General features: G+C 67.1%; 15 protein-coding genes. 6 read left to right on the top strand and 9 right to left on the bottom strand.

Annotation, left to right across the window (positions count from 1 at the left end; translation table 11 throughout):
• Positions 1–8: 8 nt before the first annotated feature.
• Positions 9–782, bottom strand: a complete 774-nt coding sequence (locus ACIP5Y_RS35255; protein ID WP_400356951.1) for an SDR family oxidoreductase — start codon at positions 780–782, stop codon at positions 9–11.
• A 56-nt stretch (positions 783–838) separates the two neighbouring features.
• Between ACIP5Y_RS35255 and ACIP5Y_RS35250 the strand changes: the two genes are divergently transcribed.
• From ACIP5Y_RS35250 to ACIP5Y_RS35235, 4 genes are read left to right on the top strand one after another with little or no spacing between them, the layout of a single operon-like run.
• Positions 839–1,603 (top strand): enoyl-CoA hydratase family protein, encoded by a 765-nt coding sequence (locus ACIP5Y_RS35250; RefSeq protein ID WP_400356713.1) that lies wholly within the window; start codon positions 839–841, stop codon positions 1,601–1,603.
• A 6-nt stretch (positions 1,604–1,609) separates the two neighbouring features.
• Complete coding sequence (locus ACIP5Y_RS35245) at positions 1,610–2,488, top strand: CoA transferase subunit A (protein ID WP_400356712.1); 879 nt, start codon at positions 1,610–1,612, stop codon at positions 2,486–2,488.
• A complete protein-coding gene (locus tag ACIP5Y_RS35240) occupies positions 2,488–3,246 on the top strand; it encodes a CoA-transferase subunit beta (RefSeq protein ID WP_400356711.1) in 759 nt (252 codons plus the stop codon). Before ACIP5Y_RS35245 ends, ACIP5Y_RS35240 begins: the two co-directional genes overlap by 1 nt.
• Positions 3,243–4,322 carry an NAD(P)H-dependent flavin oxidoreductase gene (locus tag ACIP5Y_RS35235; RefSeq protein WP_400356710.1) on the top strand — a complete coding sequence of 360 codons (1,080 nt, stop codon included), beginning with the start codon at positions 3,243–3,245 and terminating at the stop codon, positions 4,320–4,322. The genes ACIP5Y_RS35240 and ACIP5Y_RS35235 overlap by 4 nt, the downstream gene beginning before the upstream one ends.
• An 87-nt stretch (positions 4,323–4,409) precedes the next feature.
• Here ACIP5Y_RS35235 and ACIP5Y_RS35230 read toward each other — a convergent pair whose 3' ends face one another.
• Positions 4,410–5,243 carry an SDR family oxidoreductase gene (locus ACIP5Y_RS35230; RefSeq protein ID WP_400356709.1) on the bottom strand — a complete coding sequence of 278 codons (834 nt, stop codon included), beginning with the start codon at positions 5,241–5,243 and terminating at the stop codon, positions 4,410–4,412.
• 87 nt (positions 5,244–5,330) lie between these two features.
• Here ACIP5Y_RS35230 and ACIP5Y_RS35225 point away from each other — a divergent pair, with 87 nt between their 5' ends.
• Both ACIP5Y_RS35225 and ACIP5Y_RS35220 read left to right on the top strand, forming a co-directional pair.
• Positions 5,331–6,188, top strand: coding sequence for a metallophosphoesterase (locus ACIP5Y_RS35225; protein ID WP_400356708.1), 858 nt, complete (start codon positions 5,331–5,333; stop codon positions 6,186–6,188).
• A gap of 100 nt (positions 6,189–6,288) precedes the next feature.
• Positions 6,289–7,098 carry a hypothetical protein gene (locus tag ACIP5Y_RS35220; RefSeq protein WP_400356707.1) on the top strand — a complete coding sequence of 270 codons (810 nt, stop codon included), beginning with the start codon at positions 6,289–6,291 and terminating at the stop codon, positions 7,096–7,098.
• An 80-nt stretch (positions 7,099–7,178) separates the two neighbouring features.
• Here ACIP5Y_RS35220 and ACIP5Y_RS35215 read toward each other — a convergent pair whose 3' ends face one another.
• The 7 genes from ACIP5Y_RS35215 to ACIP5Y_RS35185 all read right to left on the bottom strand — a co-directional run bounded on the left by ACIP5Y_RS35215 (position 7,179) and on the right by ACIP5Y_RS35185 (position 14,516).
• On the bottom strand, positions 7,179–7,571 hold the full coding sequence (locus ACIP5Y_RS35215) for a hypothetical protein (protein ID WP_400356706.1): 393 nt from the start codon (positions 7,569–7,571) through the stop codon (positions 7,179–7,181).
• 63 nt (positions 7,572–7,634) lie between these two features.
• The gene (locus ACIP5Y_RS35210) at positions 7,635–9,488 is read right to left on the bottom strand and encodes a multicopper oxidase family protein (protein WP_400356705.1); all 1,854 of its coding nucleotides are present in this window, start codon (positions 9,486–9,488) and stop codon (positions 7,635–7,637) included.
• Between the two features lie 134 nt (positions 9,489–9,622).
• The gene (locus ACIP5Y_RS35205; protein WP_400356950.1) at positions 9,623–10,774 is read right to left on the bottom strand and encodes an acetyl-CoA C-acetyltransferase; all 1,152 of its coding nucleotides are present in this window, start codon (positions 10,772–10,774) and stop codon (positions 9,623–9,625) included.
• A 102-nt stretch (positions 10,775–10,876) separates the two neighbouring features.
• Complete coding sequence (locus tag ACIP5Y_RS35200) at positions 10,877–11,482, bottom strand: TetR/AcrR family transcriptional regulator (protein ID WP_400356704.1); 606 nt, start codon at positions 11,480–11,482, stop codon at positions 10,877–10,879.
• A 48-nt stretch (positions 11,483–11,530) separates the two neighbouring features.
• Positions 11,531–12,286, bottom strand: coding sequence for a hypothetical protein (locus ACIP5Y_RS35195; protein ID WP_400356703.1), 756 nt, complete (start codon positions 12,284–12,286; stop codon positions 11,531–11,533).
• A 218-nt stretch (positions 12,287–12,504) separates the two neighbouring features.
• Positions 12,505–13,299, bottom strand: coding sequence for an SDR family oxidoreductase (locus tag ACIP5Y_RS35190; RefSeq protein WP_400356702.1), 795 nt, complete (start codon positions 13,297–13,299; stop codon positions 12,505–12,507).
• Positions 13,296–14,516: an acyl-CoA dehydrogenase family protein gene (locus tag ACIP5Y_RS35185; RefSeq protein WP_400356949.1), complete on the bottom strand. Its 1,221-nt coding sequence runs from the start codon at positions 14,514–14,516 to the stop codon at positions 13,296–13,298. The genes ACIP5Y_RS35190 and ACIP5Y_RS35185 overlap by 4 nt, the downstream gene beginning before the upstream one ends.
• Between the last annotated feature and the right edge of the window lie 20 nt (positions 14,517–14,536).

The following is a 14,536-nucleotide window of genomic DNA, read 5'->3' as shown; positions in this document are numbered from 1 at the left end:
CGATTACCTCACTGATGAGTGACTGTGGATGCTTCGAGGAAGGCCGGCTTCTCGCCGCCGCCGTGCAGCAGCAGCGAACCGCCGCTGATGTAGGAGGCCAGCGGCGAGGCCAGGAAGGCGGCGGTGCGTCCGATGTCTTCGGGAACGGCCATGCGCTGCAACGGAACCGTGCGGCTCACCTGTGCGATGCCCTCATCGTCGCCGTAGTGCAGGTGGGAGGATTCGGTATTCACCAGGCCGACGATCACGGAGTTGATCCGCACCTTCGGCGCCCACTCGACCGCGAGCGATGAAACCAGGCTGTCCACACCGGCTTTCGCGGCGCCGTAGGCGGCGGTCCCCGGCGAGGGGCGGTGGCCCGAGACCGACGAGATCATGATGATCGAGCCGCCGGTCTCCTGTTTCTGCATCACCTCATTGGCGATCTGCGAAACCAGGAGCGGTGCAAGCAGATTCAGCTGCACGATCTTCGAGTGGAAATTGGCGCTCGCATCGGCGGCCAGGGCGAAGGGCGCGCCGCCGGCATTGTTCACCACGGTGTCGAGCCGCCCGTACTTCTCGACGATCGCGTCGATCAGTCCTTTGACCGAGTCCGCGTCGCGCACATCGCAGGGCAGGAAGTCGATGCTCCGGCCATTGCTCTCGATCGGGGCGTCCGCCGGGCGGCGGGCGCAGGCCACCACGGTCGCGCCGGCGTCCAGGAAGACCCGGCTGATGCCGGCTCCGACGCCTCGCACTCCGCCGGTGACCAGAACGACCGAGCCGGAGAGGTTCACTTCGATTCCCACCGTGATAACCTACCAAGCACTTGCTTGTTTTGCCAACGATGGGACATTCGATGGGGATCAACCGTCACACCGAAACCGCGGGCGTCGAAGTCGTCACTGTCGACTATCCGCCGGTCAACGCACTGCCGTCCGACGGCTGGTTCGCCCTCGCCGACGCCATCCGCGAGGCCGGGCGCAACCCGGAGACCCGGGTCGTCGTGCTGCGCGCCGAGGGGCGCGGATTCAATGCCGGTGTCGACATCAAGGAGATGAACGCCGACGTCGGCCACACCAAGCTGATCGCCGCCAACCACGGCTGCTTCGAAGCCTTCGCCGCCGTCTACGACTGCCAGGTCCCCGTCGTCACCGCGGTCAACGGCTTCTGCCTGGGCGGCGGCATCGGCCTGGTCGGCAACTCCGACGTCATCATCGCCTCCGACGACGCCACCTTCGGCCTGCCCGAAGTGGATCGCGGGGCGCTCGGCGCGGCCACCCATCTGTCGCGCCTGGTCCCCCAGCATCTGATGCGGACCATGTTCTACACCGCCGGCACCCTTACCGCGCAGCAGCTGCACCACTACGGCTCCGTGTTCAAGGTGGTGCCGCGCGCCGAACTGGACGCCGCCGCACTGGAAGTCGCGAAGAACATCGCCAATAAGGACGGCCGCGTCATCCGCGCCGCCAAGAAGGCCCTCAACGGCATCGACGTTCAGGACGTGCACCGCTCGTACCGCTTCGAGCAGGGCTTCACCATGGAGCTCAACCTCGCGGGCGTGGCCGACGAGATCCGGGCCCGCTTCGACGACGATCTGGCCGCGCAGAAGAAGGAGAAGTAGAAAACCATGCGCGACAAGCGAATGACGCTCGACGAGGTCGTCGGCGAACTGCGCAGCGGAATGACCATCGGCCTCGGCGGCTGGGGCTCGCGGCGCAAGCCGCTCGCCTTCGTGCGGGCCATCCTGCGTTCGGACATCAAGGATCTGACGGTCGTCACCTACGGCGGACCGGACCTCGGGCTGCTGTGCTCGGCGGGCAAGGTGCGAAAGGCCTACTACGGCTTCGTCTCCCTGGACTCCGCGCCGTTCTACGACCCGTGGTTCGCCAAGGCGCGCACCGAGGGTGAGATCACCGTGCGCGAAATGGACGAGGGCATGGTCAAGTGCGGCCTGCAGGCCGCCGCGGCCCGGTTGCCGTTCCAGCCCATCCGCGCCGGATTGGGTTCGGCCGTCATCGATTTCTGGGAGGGCGAGCTGAAAACTGTTCAGTCCCCTTACACCGATGCCGACGGCCGCAGCGAAACCCTCGTCGCGATGCCCGCGCTGAATCTGGATGCCGCCTTCGTGCACCTGGATCTCGGTGACAAGCACGGCAATGCCGCCTACACCGGCGTCGACCCGTACATGGACGAGCTGTACACCCTGGCCGCCGAGAAGCGCTACCTGTCGGTGGACCGGCTGGTCGAGACCGATGAACTGGTGAAAGCCGTTCCGACGCAGGCCCTCATCCTCAACCGCATGATGGTCGACGGCGTGGTCGAGGCCCCGGGCGGCGCGCACTTCACCTTCTCCGGCAGCTACGGACGCGACGAGAAGTTCCAGCGTTTCTACGTCGAGGCCGCCAAGACTCCGGAGTCGTGGGCCGAGTTCAAGGCCAAGTACCTGGACGTGTCGGAGGACGAATATCAGGCCGCCGTCAAGGCTTTCGCCGAGGAGCAGAAGTAATGAGCGAAACCACCACAATCACTCGCGCCGAGGTCTGCGTGGTCGCGGCCGCCGAGATCTTCCGGGGCGCGGGCGAGATCATGGCCAGCCCCATGTCCACCGTCACCACCATCGGTGCCCGGCTGGCGCGGCTCACCTTCGAGCCGGACCTGCTGCTGTCCGACGGTGAGGCGCTGTTCTTCGCCGAGGTCCCGCCGATCGGCGGCAAGGCGCCCATCGAGGGCTGGATCCCGTTCTCGAAGGTCTTCGATGTGGTGAATTCCGGCCGCCGCCACGTGGTCATGGGCGCCAACCAGATCGACCGGCACGGCAATCAGAACCTGTCGGCGTTCGGTCCGTTGCAGCACCCGACCCGGCAGATGTTCGGGGTGCGCGGCGCGCCGGGCAATACCATCAACCACGCCACCAGCTACTTCGTGCCCAAGCACAACAAGCGGGTGTTCTGCGAGACCGTCGACATCGTCTCCGGAATCGGTTACGACAAGGTCGATCCCGAGAATCCGGCGTACCGGTTCCACCACCTGCACCGGGTGGTGTCGAACCTCGGCGTGTTCGACTTCGGCGGACCGGACCACACCCTGCGCGCGCTGTCCGTGCATCCGGGCGTGACCGCCGACGAGGTCGCCGCGAACACCTCGTTCGAGATCGCGGGCCTGGCCGAGGCGGGCGAGACCCGGCTGCCCACCGACGAAGAACTGAACATCATCCGGAACGTGCTCGATCCCAAGGGCTTCCGCGAGAAGGAGGTGACGGCATGAGCGAGCAGCGGTTGAAGACGCCGCTCACCGAACTGGTCGGCATCGATCACCCGATCGTGCAGACCGGCATGGGCTGGGTCGCCGGACCCAGCCTGGTGGCGGGCACCGCCAATGCGGGCGGCCTGGGCATTCTCGCCTCGGCCACCATGACCCTCGAGCAGCTCGAGGAGGCCATCGCCAAGACGAAGGCGAAGACGGACAAGCCTTTCGGCGTGAACATCCGTGCCGACGCCTCCGACGCGGTCGACCGCTGCGAGCTGATGATCCGCGAAGGCGTGAAGGTGGCGTCCTTCGCGCTCGCGCCCAAGAAGGAACTCATCGCGCGGCTCAAGGACAACGGCGTGGTCGTGGTGCCGTCCATCGGCGCGGCCAAGCACGCGGTGAAGGTCGCCTCCTGGGGCGCGGACGCGGTCATCGTGCAGGGCGGCGAGGGCGGCGGCCACACCGGCTCCGTCGCAACGACTCTGCTGTTGCCGTCCGTGCTGGACGCCGTGGATATTCCGGTCATCGCCGGCGGCGGCTTCTTCGACGGCCGCGGCCTGGCCGCCGCGCTGTCCTACGGTGCGGCCGGGGTCGCCATGGGCACCCGCTTCCTGCTCACCCAGGATTCGAGCGTCCCGGACTCGGTGAAGCAGGAGTATCTGTCCCGCGGGTTGCAGGACACGGTCGTCTCCACCAAGGTCGACGGTATGCCCCACCGCGTGCTGAACACCGAACTGGTGCAGAAGCTGGAACATTCGGGCGGCTACCGCGGTCTCGCCGCCGCCGTCGCCAATGCCGTCAAGTTCAAGGGCATGACGGGCATGAAGTGGTCGACCATGATCAAAGATGGTCTCGCCATGCGGAAGCAGAAGGAACTCACCTGGTCCCAGGTGATCATGGCGGCCAATACCCCGATGCTGCTGAAAGCCGGTCTGGTGGAGGGCAATACCCACGCGGGTGTGCTGGCCTCCGGTCAGGTGGCGGGCATCATCGAGGATCTGCCCACCGTGGCGGAGCTCATCGACCGCATCATCGCCGAGGCCGTCGAGCGCATCGACAGCCTGCAGCAGTACCGCGTCACCGCACCCGCCTGACGCACCCGGACCGCGCGGTGACCACAGTCGGCCGCGCACGAACCGCCCCCGGAACCTCTCGCCCGGGGGCGGTTTGCTGCTTCTCCCCTACTTGCGGCGAACCCCGGCCACCAGGGCGAAGACCGCGTCCAGCACCGGGGTCGGGGTGAGGGCGGCGGCGGCCACCTGGATCTTGCCCGCCAGGCCCGGCACGTAACGAGCCCTGGAATGCTTTGCGGTCAGGGCCTTCTCGACCTCCTTGACCACGGATTCGACCGGGGCGGCCAGCTTCGGGATCTGCTGGGTCATCCGGCGCAGCCCGGCCAGATGACCGGCGTACAGGGTGCGCTGTTCGTCGGTGAGACGCGCGGCGGTGTTGTCCACCGTATCGGTGGCGCCGAACCAGAGGTCGGTGGCGATCGGCCCCGGTTCGATGAGCGAGGTGCGGATTCCCCACGGGCGCAACTCCACTCGCAGGGCATCCACCAGGCCCTCGAGCGCGAACTTCGACGAGTTGTAGGCGCCCATACCGGGCGTGGAGATGCGCCCGCTCAGCGACGAGACGAATACGACGCGGCCCTTGGTGGCGCGCAGCCGCGGCAGCACGGCCTGTGTGACGGCGAGTGCGCCGAAGACGTTGACCTCGAACTGGTTTCGGACCACGTCCAGGTCGAGCAGTTCGACCGGGCCGTCGGCGACGATGCCCGCATTGTTCACCACGGCCGTCAGCTCGGCCGGCAGCACCGCGTCGAGGGCCGCGATCTGCTCGCTGTTCGTGACATCGAGCACCACCGGGGTGATGCGTGGGTCCTGCGCCGTCAGCTCCGCACCGTGGGACAGCTTGCGCACGCCCGCGTACACCTGCCAGCCCTGCTGCGCCAAGCGCAGGCAGATGGCCTTACCGATGCCCCGGGCCGCGCCGGTGACCAACACAGAGTTCATGTACCTCAGCGTAGAACGGGATCGATTCGAGCGCGCTCCCGGCGATTTGCGGATGCCGGAAATGCACGCGGCTGCGAACATATCCCGATGGGGAGTGTCCTGATAACCGGTGACCTGCACGGAAACACCAAACACGCGCTGACGCTGGTGCAGGTCGCGGCGCGCAACGACTGCGCGCGCATGTTCGTGGTGGGGGATTTCGGGGCCTGGGAGCACGTGCACTCGGGCCGCCGGTACTTCGACGTGGTGAACAAGGCGGCCAAACGGGCGGACGTGACCGTCTACTTCCTGGACGGCAACCACGACAAGAGCTCACTGCTGCACGAGCTGTACGACGACCAGCGGGACGACGAGGGATTCCTGGTGTGCCGCAAGCATCTCCGCTATGCGCCGCGCGGGCACCGCTGGACCTGGGACGGCACCACCTTCGCCGCGTTCGGCGGCGCCCGCTCGACCGACAAGGGCTGGCGGCTGGCCCGGGAGGCCCGCAAGGAGGAGCACGCCGCCAAGCGGCGCGGCTACGGTTCCGCCCGGACGCCGGTCACCGCGGGGACGCTGTGGTTCCCGGAGGAGGAGATGACCGACGACGAGCTGGACGCCCTGCTCAGCGCGGACGGCTCGCCGGTCGACATCCTGCTCACCCACGACAAGCCACGCGCCACCGAGCCGAAGTTCAACCGCAAGAACAAGCCCGAATGCTTCCCCAATCAGGACCGCATCCAGCGCGTGGTCGAGACGCTGCACCCCGCCCTGCACCTGCACGGGCATCTGCACTACCGCTACACCGAGACCATCCTCTCGGGCGGTGACCGGTGGACGCGGGTGGAGGGGCTCGCGGCCGATCCGGATGCCGCACCGCATCCCGCTTATACGGAAGAGCACTCCTGGCTGGTAGTGCCACTGCCCTATGGCGCGGCGACCCTGGATCAGCCGCGCGCGGGCTGATCCGCCCGCGGCGTGATGTCATCCGGATGATTCGGGTTATTCAGGCAATGAGGTGTTATTCGGGTGCGGCACTTCGGTTCCGGCGGGCATGCTGCACACCATGAGTGCGACCTTCACCATCCGCATGGACGGGGATATGCCCCTGACGGTGATCGATACCGGACTATCCGACCTGCGCTGGTACGGCGAGGAACTCACGGACCCGGTCACCGAGGGCAGCCGCCGCCTGTACCGGGCCGGCCTGTCCACCCGAGCCGTCACCATCCACTACGAGGACGACGAACTCGAGATCAACCTGCCCGTCGGATCGTGCGAGGAGGACTGCGAACTCGCACTCGGCATCGTGCGACGGGCCGCGGTGCACAGCGGATCGCCGATCGAAACCGATCACGGCGAACTGAGTCTCGGCGAACTCGACGACGTCTTCGACGCCGGCTGGCGGGAGCACCAGTTGACCTCCGCGATCCGGGTGGCCGCCCAGCTCGTCGCCCGCGACGGCGGCGTCATCTCCCTCCCCGGCCCCAACCGCAGCCTCTGCCTGGGCCCCCGCCTGATCGCTCAGCTCGAGAATGCCGCGCCCGCCCAGCTGGTGGCCCTCATGCGCCGCGTCCAATGGCCGGACCCGCGCTACGAGCAGGCCGGCACCTTCGAGGGCACCCGCCCCGAATCCCTCGAGAAGGTCACCTTCTCGATCCTGCTCCCCGACCGCGACTGCATCATGCCGTACACCAACCGGCTCCTGTTGCGCGACAACGACGACAACATCATCCTCATCCCGCGCAAGGCGCTGGCCGGCCTCCCGGTCTTCGTGACCCCACTGGACGACGGCAACGACCTGGTCGACGCCATCGCCCCCATCGCTTGGGAGCAGGTCTGCGTGGCAGCCCGCCAACTCCAGGTCCCCCTCTAGCGCGTCGGTGCGGCCGCCCGCGAGCGGGATCCGGTGGTGGACCGCTCTCGCGATTTGCCGCAACCAGTTCCCGCTCGCGGCTAGCCGAGGCCGTAGCGGCGGCGGATTGGGGTGGGGAGGGCGTAGGGGTTCACCTCCTCGGGGTCGGACGTCGGGTGAAACGGAAGGCGCGGGGGTGGGGCGGGATCGTCGGGCGCGAAAAGGTGCAGTGCCGCTCGGACAATCGGGTCGTCGGCCAATTCGGCTCGCAGCGTGGCAGTTTGCACTTGTGCTCGGCGTAGCGCCTCGGCGTGGGCCGTTGAAACGGCTTGTGCCAGAGCCTGATCAGGGGCGGTCAGCCCGGTGATCCGCCCATCCGGCGCGACCTCGATCCGCACTTCGCCCACTACGGCTGCCCCGCGGATCCGCGCTACCGCGTCTTGTACCCGCCGCGCCTTCCGGGCGAGCTCCGCCAGTCGCCTCTCGCCTGTCATGGTTCGCAGGTTAGGTGCGGCGAGCGGGTTCGGGTGGGCGAGTGGGGACTTCGCACCGGGTGGTCAGGGGCGGACGCGGATCTGCTGCATCATGTCGTGGTCCTCGTGGTCGAGGTTGTGGCAGTGCCAGACGTAGCCGCGGATTTCGGGACCGGAATCGGAGGCGGGCATGAACATGCCGCCGGACATATCGGCGGTGGGTGCCGGGGACATGGCTTCCGCGTCCGGCGGTATCGGGATGGCCATATCGGGGTCGGCGCCGATCTCGTCGAGGGTCGGCCAGTAGACGAGGATGCGGGTGATGGTGTCGGTCGGGCATTCGACGGTGTCCTTCCAGCCGGCTTCCCAAGGCGGCGGGCCCTGTTGGGGGCCGATGGCGAAGGCGTCGGCCGAGTTCGACCAGCGCACCCCGAAGGCGGGCGGCGGATTCGCCAGCCAGTAGGCGGAGGTCAGGATGGGCTGGCGGCCGAGCACGCGCAGATGCGCCAGGTGCCAGTGCATGGGGTGGTCGAACGGCGTCGTATTGACGATGTTCCACTGCTCGACCGTGCCGGCGCGCGCCGTATCGATGTCCGAGGTCAGGAAGGGCAGATTGTTCTGCGCCATCATGGTCGGGAAAACGGCTGCGGCACGGGACGGATCGTTCAACCCGATGAGGGTCGCGGTGCGGACCAGATCCGGCCGGGCCAGGGGTTCCAGCGCCGCGGGCAGCCCGTCCCCGCCGCGCAGCCGGGCCGGAATCGAGGCCGCGGGCCCGGGACCGGCGACCACGAACCGCATGATCCGGCGCAGTTCGGGAACCATGAAAACCTCGTTGCCGAGGTCGTTCTCGGCGGTATTGATCAGCTCGACGGCGGTCCCGTCCGCGAGCTCGCTGAAATCCACCAGCAGATCCACCCGTTCGGCATTGCTCACCCGCAGGGACGGCGTTGCCACCGGCGCATCGAGCAGTCCCTGATCGGTGCCGATGACATGGAACAGCATGCCGTTGGAGAACTCGAAGATATAAGGCCGCGAGTTGGATCCGTTCAGCAGCCGGAAGCGGTAGAGCGTGCGCCGCACCGCCAGCTCCGGCCACACCACGCCGTTCACGCAGCAGGTGTCGCCGAACTGACCGGACTGGTTGTATCCCTCGGGGATATACCGCGCGACCATGGGCTGCAGGCTGCCGTCGGCATTGAAGGTGCGGTCCTGCACGATGAGCGGAATCTCGAACTCCCCGCTGGGCAACCCCAGCGGATTGTCCGCCCGCCCGGTATCGAATTCGTCTCGCAGGTAATAGATTCCGGCCAGCCCCGCCTGGACATTGAGCCGGTTGATGCCCATGGCGTGGTCGTGGTACCAGAGGGTCGCCGCCTCCTGCCGGTTGTTGTAGGTATAGCTCGGGCCACCGCCATTGCGCCAGTTGATGAGTGGATGCCCATCCGAGTCCGGCGTGTTCACCCCGCCGTGCAGGTGAACGGTGAACCGCGGATCGGTGCGATCCAGCTCGGTGACGCCGTGCATGGTGAGATCCACATGCGGGGCCAGCGGATGCGCGCCGAGCTGATTGCGGAAACTGATGTGCGCCACCCGATCCCGATGCGCCTCCAGATTCGGCCCCAGCAGTGGCTGCCCGAATCCCCAGGTGCGTGTCTCGGGTAGATCCCGGTGATAGCGGTGCATCCCGTCGGTCGCGATGATCGATTGCCCTGCCACGGCGTGCGTTTCGGGAATGGGCAGGGCATCCACATAGGGTTGCAGCGCCGGCGAGTGATAGTTGAGCGGCGTGTAGGTCGGCGCCGGTATCGGCGGAATGGGCACCGGCGGGGGCGGTAACGGAACCGGTTCGGCGGCCGCCGAAGCCATGCAGCTCGTGCCCAGCACGCCGAGCGCACCCAGTAGGAAACCCCTGCGCGGCAGCTTCTCGTTCATCATTCGCGCCCCACCCCGGACCGAAAGTTCTCTACGTCTACCGATTCATCGTCCGACGAATCCGATCATTACGGATGCGAACGACGAAAGCCGCACACCCGAATACGGTGTGCGGCTTCCGAAAAGACGAAGAGACTTCAGCCCAGGCGTTCGATGATGGTCACGTTGGCGGTGCCGCCACCCTCACAGATGGTGAGCATGCCGTATCGTCCGTTCACCCGCTCCAGCTCATTGAGCAGCGAGGCGAAAAGCTTTGCGCCGGTGGCCCCGAGCGGATGCCCGAGCGCGATGGCGCCGCCGTTCACGTTCACCTTGTCCGGATTCGCGCCGGTCTCCTGCAGCCAGGCCAGCACCACGGACGCGAACGCCTCGTTGATCTCGATGACGTCCATGTCGTCGATGGTGAGCCCGGTCTTCTCCAGCGCCCACTTGGTGGCCGGAATCGGCGCGGTGAGCATGTAGATGGGGTCCGCGCCACGGGCGCTCACGTGGTGGATACGAGCCCGCGGGGTGAGCCCGTACTCCTGCACCGCCCAATCCGATGCCAGCAACGTGGCGCTCGCGCCGTCGGAGATCTGGCTGGCGAGGGCGGCGGTGATGCGGCTGCCCTCGGCGAGCGGCTGCAGGCCGGCCATCTTCTCCAGGCTGGTCTCGCGCGGGCCCTCGTCGATCCAGAAGTCGCCGACCGGCACGATCTCGCGATCGAACTTGCCCTCCACGATGGCCTTGCGGGCGCGGTCGTGCGAGCGCAGCGCCCACTCCTCCATATCGCGGCGGGAGATATCCCACTTCTCGGCGATCATGGTGGCCGAATTGAACTGCGACACATCGCCGGTGCCGTAGCGGTGATCCCAGCCGTGCGAGCCCACGAAGGGGCCCTCGAAGCCGTACTGCTGACCCGCGAGCATGGCGGCCGAGATCGGGATGGCGCTCATGTTCTGCAGACCGCCCGCCACGATCACCTCCGCGGTGCCGGACATGATGGCCTGCGCGCCGAAAGTGATGGCCTGCTGCGAGGAACCGCACTGCCGGTCCACGGTGACGCCCGGCACGGACTCCGGGTAGCCGGCCGCCAACCACGCAGTGCGCGCGACGTTTCCGGCCTGCGGGCCGATGGTGTCGCAGCAGCCGAACACCACATCGTCCACGGCCACCGGGTCGATCTCGTTGCGCCCCATCAGTCCTTCGATGGCGGCCGCGCCGAGATCGGCGGGGTGCACGGCGGAGAGCGCACCGCCGCGCTTGCCGACGGGGGTGCGCACGGCGTCGATCACATACGCCTCACGCATGGGCGCATACTGGCGGCGGGAGGTTGCAGACATTGGAACTCCTACTGCGACTTGGTTCATTAGGGGTTTCAGGGGCTTGCCCCTGAGTACCCCAGGAGTGGGTCAACCCCTGTCGGGATTGGTGAGCCCGTCGAGGACGATGCTCAGGTACTGCTTCGCCAGGTTGTCGACCGTGATGCGGCCACCCGGTGCGTACCAGCGCACGGACACCCACACGGTGTCGCGCAGGAATCGGTAGGCGAGTTCGATATCGAGTTCCGGACGGAATGTTCCGTCCGTGACGCCGGTGGCGAGCACCTGGTGCCAGAGCTCGCGGAACTCTTTGTTGTATTCGGCGATGTAACCGAATCGTGGAGTGTCACTGAGGCGTTTTGCTTCGGCCTGATAGATCGCCACAGCCGCGTGGAATCGGTCGAACGATTCGTAGGACGTAATGACCAATGCTTCCAGTGTGTCGCGCGCGGGCAGGCCGGAGGCCACGATCTCGCGATAGCGCCCGAAGAGGTCGTCGAGGAAGCCGCGCAGGATTTCGTCCACCATTGCTTCTTTGGAATCGAAGTGGTGGTAGAGACTCCCCGATAGAATCCCCGCCGCGTCCGCAATGTCACGAACGGTGGTAGCGCGCAGGCCCCGCTCCGCGAACAGGTTCGCGGCCAGGCCGAGCAGTTCGTTGCGACGTGCCGATTTGGAGGGGTCAGGTGAGGTCACCGCCTCAATATACAACCAAGCATTTGCTTGGTCCACACGGCCCGGCGATCAGCGCACCGAGTACCGCAGCGGCGAGGACACGGACAGGTCGGCGAGCAGCCGATCACAGATGACCACCGGGGAAATCCCTGCTCGGGCCATCCGCGCCACCAATGCCAGCCGCCGTTCGGGACTGTCCCACTCAACGGTCATCGGGGCCCGGCCGGGACCCGCGTCCACGGTCGCCATCACCCGCGCGGGAGTGCCGTCGACGGTCGGTTCCTCGATGATCTTCAGCACCATCCCCCGCTGCCAGGCCCGATACGTCTCCATATCGGCCCCCACTACCAATTTGTCTGTGGCAGCACATAATCCCTGCGCAATGCCGTCCGCGAAGGCATTGTGGTCGAAACGCAGCTGCCGGCAACTGCGCACCACCTCCAGCAGGTCGGCGCGTACTTCACACAGCAGTTCGGTCTGTTTCCTGCGATGCTGTTCGGCCTCCGTCTCCCCGTAGCCCGTCTCGTGGGACAGGCCGAGCCGGCGGGCGCGATCACGATCGCGGATCATGTCGCGGCGCAGGGCTGCTCGTGGATCGCGGGTCACGTCGGACTCGTCCACCGCGTGCTGTTCCAGAATCTGCGCCGCGCGCATGGCGGTGGCGCATTCGGAATCGTGATCGAGCAATTCCGCACCGAACGTCAGTGCGGCGAGCACGACCTTGTCGAGTCTTCGGCGCGCCAGGACAACCTCGCGCACCAGCTCGAGTTCCCAATCCTCGTGGATTTCCTCTGTGGCTGCTTGTTGTCGGCGATCCGGACCCATGGGTCGCGCCCTTCGACTAGCGGAACCGGCCTAAACCAGGATTGCACAATGACACCATCCGTGCGCCAGCCATTTTCCGCTCATTAAACATCGCGTCCCGACCGACCCCCGGCATTCGGCCATCATGACCGAAAACCGAAGGCCCACCCGAATTTCGGATGGGCCGGGGAGTGCGCCGGAGGTTCGACATTCACTCGATGGTCGAGACTCAGGTACCCCTAAGCACGCTGACTGGAAATGGAAATCACTTCCCCCGTGAGGTAAGTCGTGTAATCACTCGCCAGCATGGCGATGGTCGCGGCGACCTCCCACGGTTCCGCGGCCCGCCCGAAGGCCTCACCGGCCGCCAGCCGGTCCAGCAGGTCCGCCGAGGTGACCTTGTCCAGGAAGGCGTGCCGGGCGATGGACGGCGCAACGGCATTGATACGCACACCGAATTCGGCCGCCTCCACCGCGGAGCAGCGGGTCAGCGCCATCACACCGGCCTTGGCCGCGGCGTAGTGCGCCTGGCCGTGCTGGGCGCGCCAGCCGAGCACGCTGGCATTGTTCACGATCACGCCGCCGTGCCCGGCCTCACGGAAATAGCGCAGTGCCGCTCGGGTGCAGCGGAAGGTGCCGTTGAGAGTGATATCGAGGACCTTGTCCCACTGCTCGTCGGTCATGTCCACCACCGGCGTCTCGCCGCCGAGGCCCGCATTGTTGACCATGATGTCGATGCGGCCCAGCGCCTGCGCGGCGGCGGCGATGAGCGCGTCCACCTGGTCGGTGCTGGAGACGTCGCAGACCACGGAAGCGATTCGGCGGTCGGGGAATTCGGCCTGCAGCGCGGCTTCGGTCTCCTTCAGGCGGCGTTCGTGCCAGTCCGAGACCACCACGTCCGCGCCCTCGGAGAGCAGCCGGCGCGCGGTCGCGGAACCGATGCCGGTCCCCGCGGCGGCGGTGACGACCGCGGTCTTACCCGCCAGCAGATTGTGGCCGCCGGTGATTTCAGGAGCAGTGGACAGATCGGTCACGGCCTAGCCTCTCGCGGAAGTCCGAGCACCCGCTCGGAGATGATGTTGCGCTGCACTTCATTCGAGCCGCCGTAGATGGTGTCGGCGCGACTGAACAGGAAAAGTCGTTGCCAGGCATTGAGATCGTCACCCGGGGCATCGGCGATGAGGCCCGGCGCGCCGAGCACGTCCATGGCCAATTCACCCAGTCCCCGATGCCAATTCGCCCACAGCAGCTTGGTGACCGAGGCCTGCCCGGCCGCGGTGCGAGCATCCACGGACGCTCCATCGTGGCCGGATTCCAGGGTGCGCAGCACGTGTGCGCGCAGCACCCGCAGACCCACCCACGCCTTGTCGAATCGGTCTGCGATGACCGGGTTTTCGATCGCGCCGTTGGTGCGGGCGACCGCCTCCAGGTCGGCGAGTTCCCGCGCGTAGCGGATCTGCTGGCCCATGGTGGAGATGCCGCGCTCGAAGGTGAGCGTGCCCATCGCCACCTTCCACCCGTCGCCGGGCGCGCCGACCACGAGATCGGCTGCGGTGCGGGCATTGTCGAAGAAGACCTCGTTGAATTCCGCGGTCCCGGTGAGCTGGATGATGGGCCGGATCTCGACGCCCGGCTGCTTCATGGGCACCAGCAGGTAGGACAGGCCGTGGTGGCGGGTCGAGCCCTTCTCGGTGCGGGCGACCACGAAGCACCAGTCGGACAGGTGCGCCAGCGAGGTCCAGATCTTCTGTCCGTTGATCACCCATTCGTCGCCGTCGAGGTAGGCGCTGGTGGCCACGGCGGCCAGGTCCGAGCCCGCGCCGGGTTCGGAGTAGCCCTGGCACCAGAGTTCGGTGACATTGCGGATACCGGGCAGGAAGCGCTGCTTCTGCGCCTCGGTGCCGAAGGCGATGACGGTGGGGCCGAGCAGTTCCTCGCCGAGGTGCGAGACCCGGCTCGGGGCGTCGGCCTTGGCGTACTCCTCGTGGAAGATGACCTGCTGTTGCAGGGTCGCGTCCCGGCCACCCCATTCCACGGGCCAGCCCAGGCAGGTCAGCCCGGCGGCGGCCAGGGCGCGGTCCCATTCGAGGCGTTCGTCGAAGGCCTCGTGCTCGCGCCCCGGACCACCCAGACCGCGCAGTTCGCGGAACTGGCCGTTGAGGTTCTCGGCCAGCCATTCCCGCACCTCGGCACGGAATTCGGCGTCATCGGCAGGAGTGTTCCCGCTGGCCGGTTCGGGGGTCTGGATCATGCTCACGTCGGTAGAGTAAC

This window comes from Nocardia sp. NPDC088792 (assembly GCF_044750615.1).
Classification (GTDB): Bacteria; Actinomycetota; Actinomycetes; order Mycobacteriales; family Mycobacteriaceae; genus Nocardia.
The sequence above is the reverse complement of the archived record's forward strand: the minus strand, read 5'-3'. Positions and strand labels throughout refer to the sequence as shown.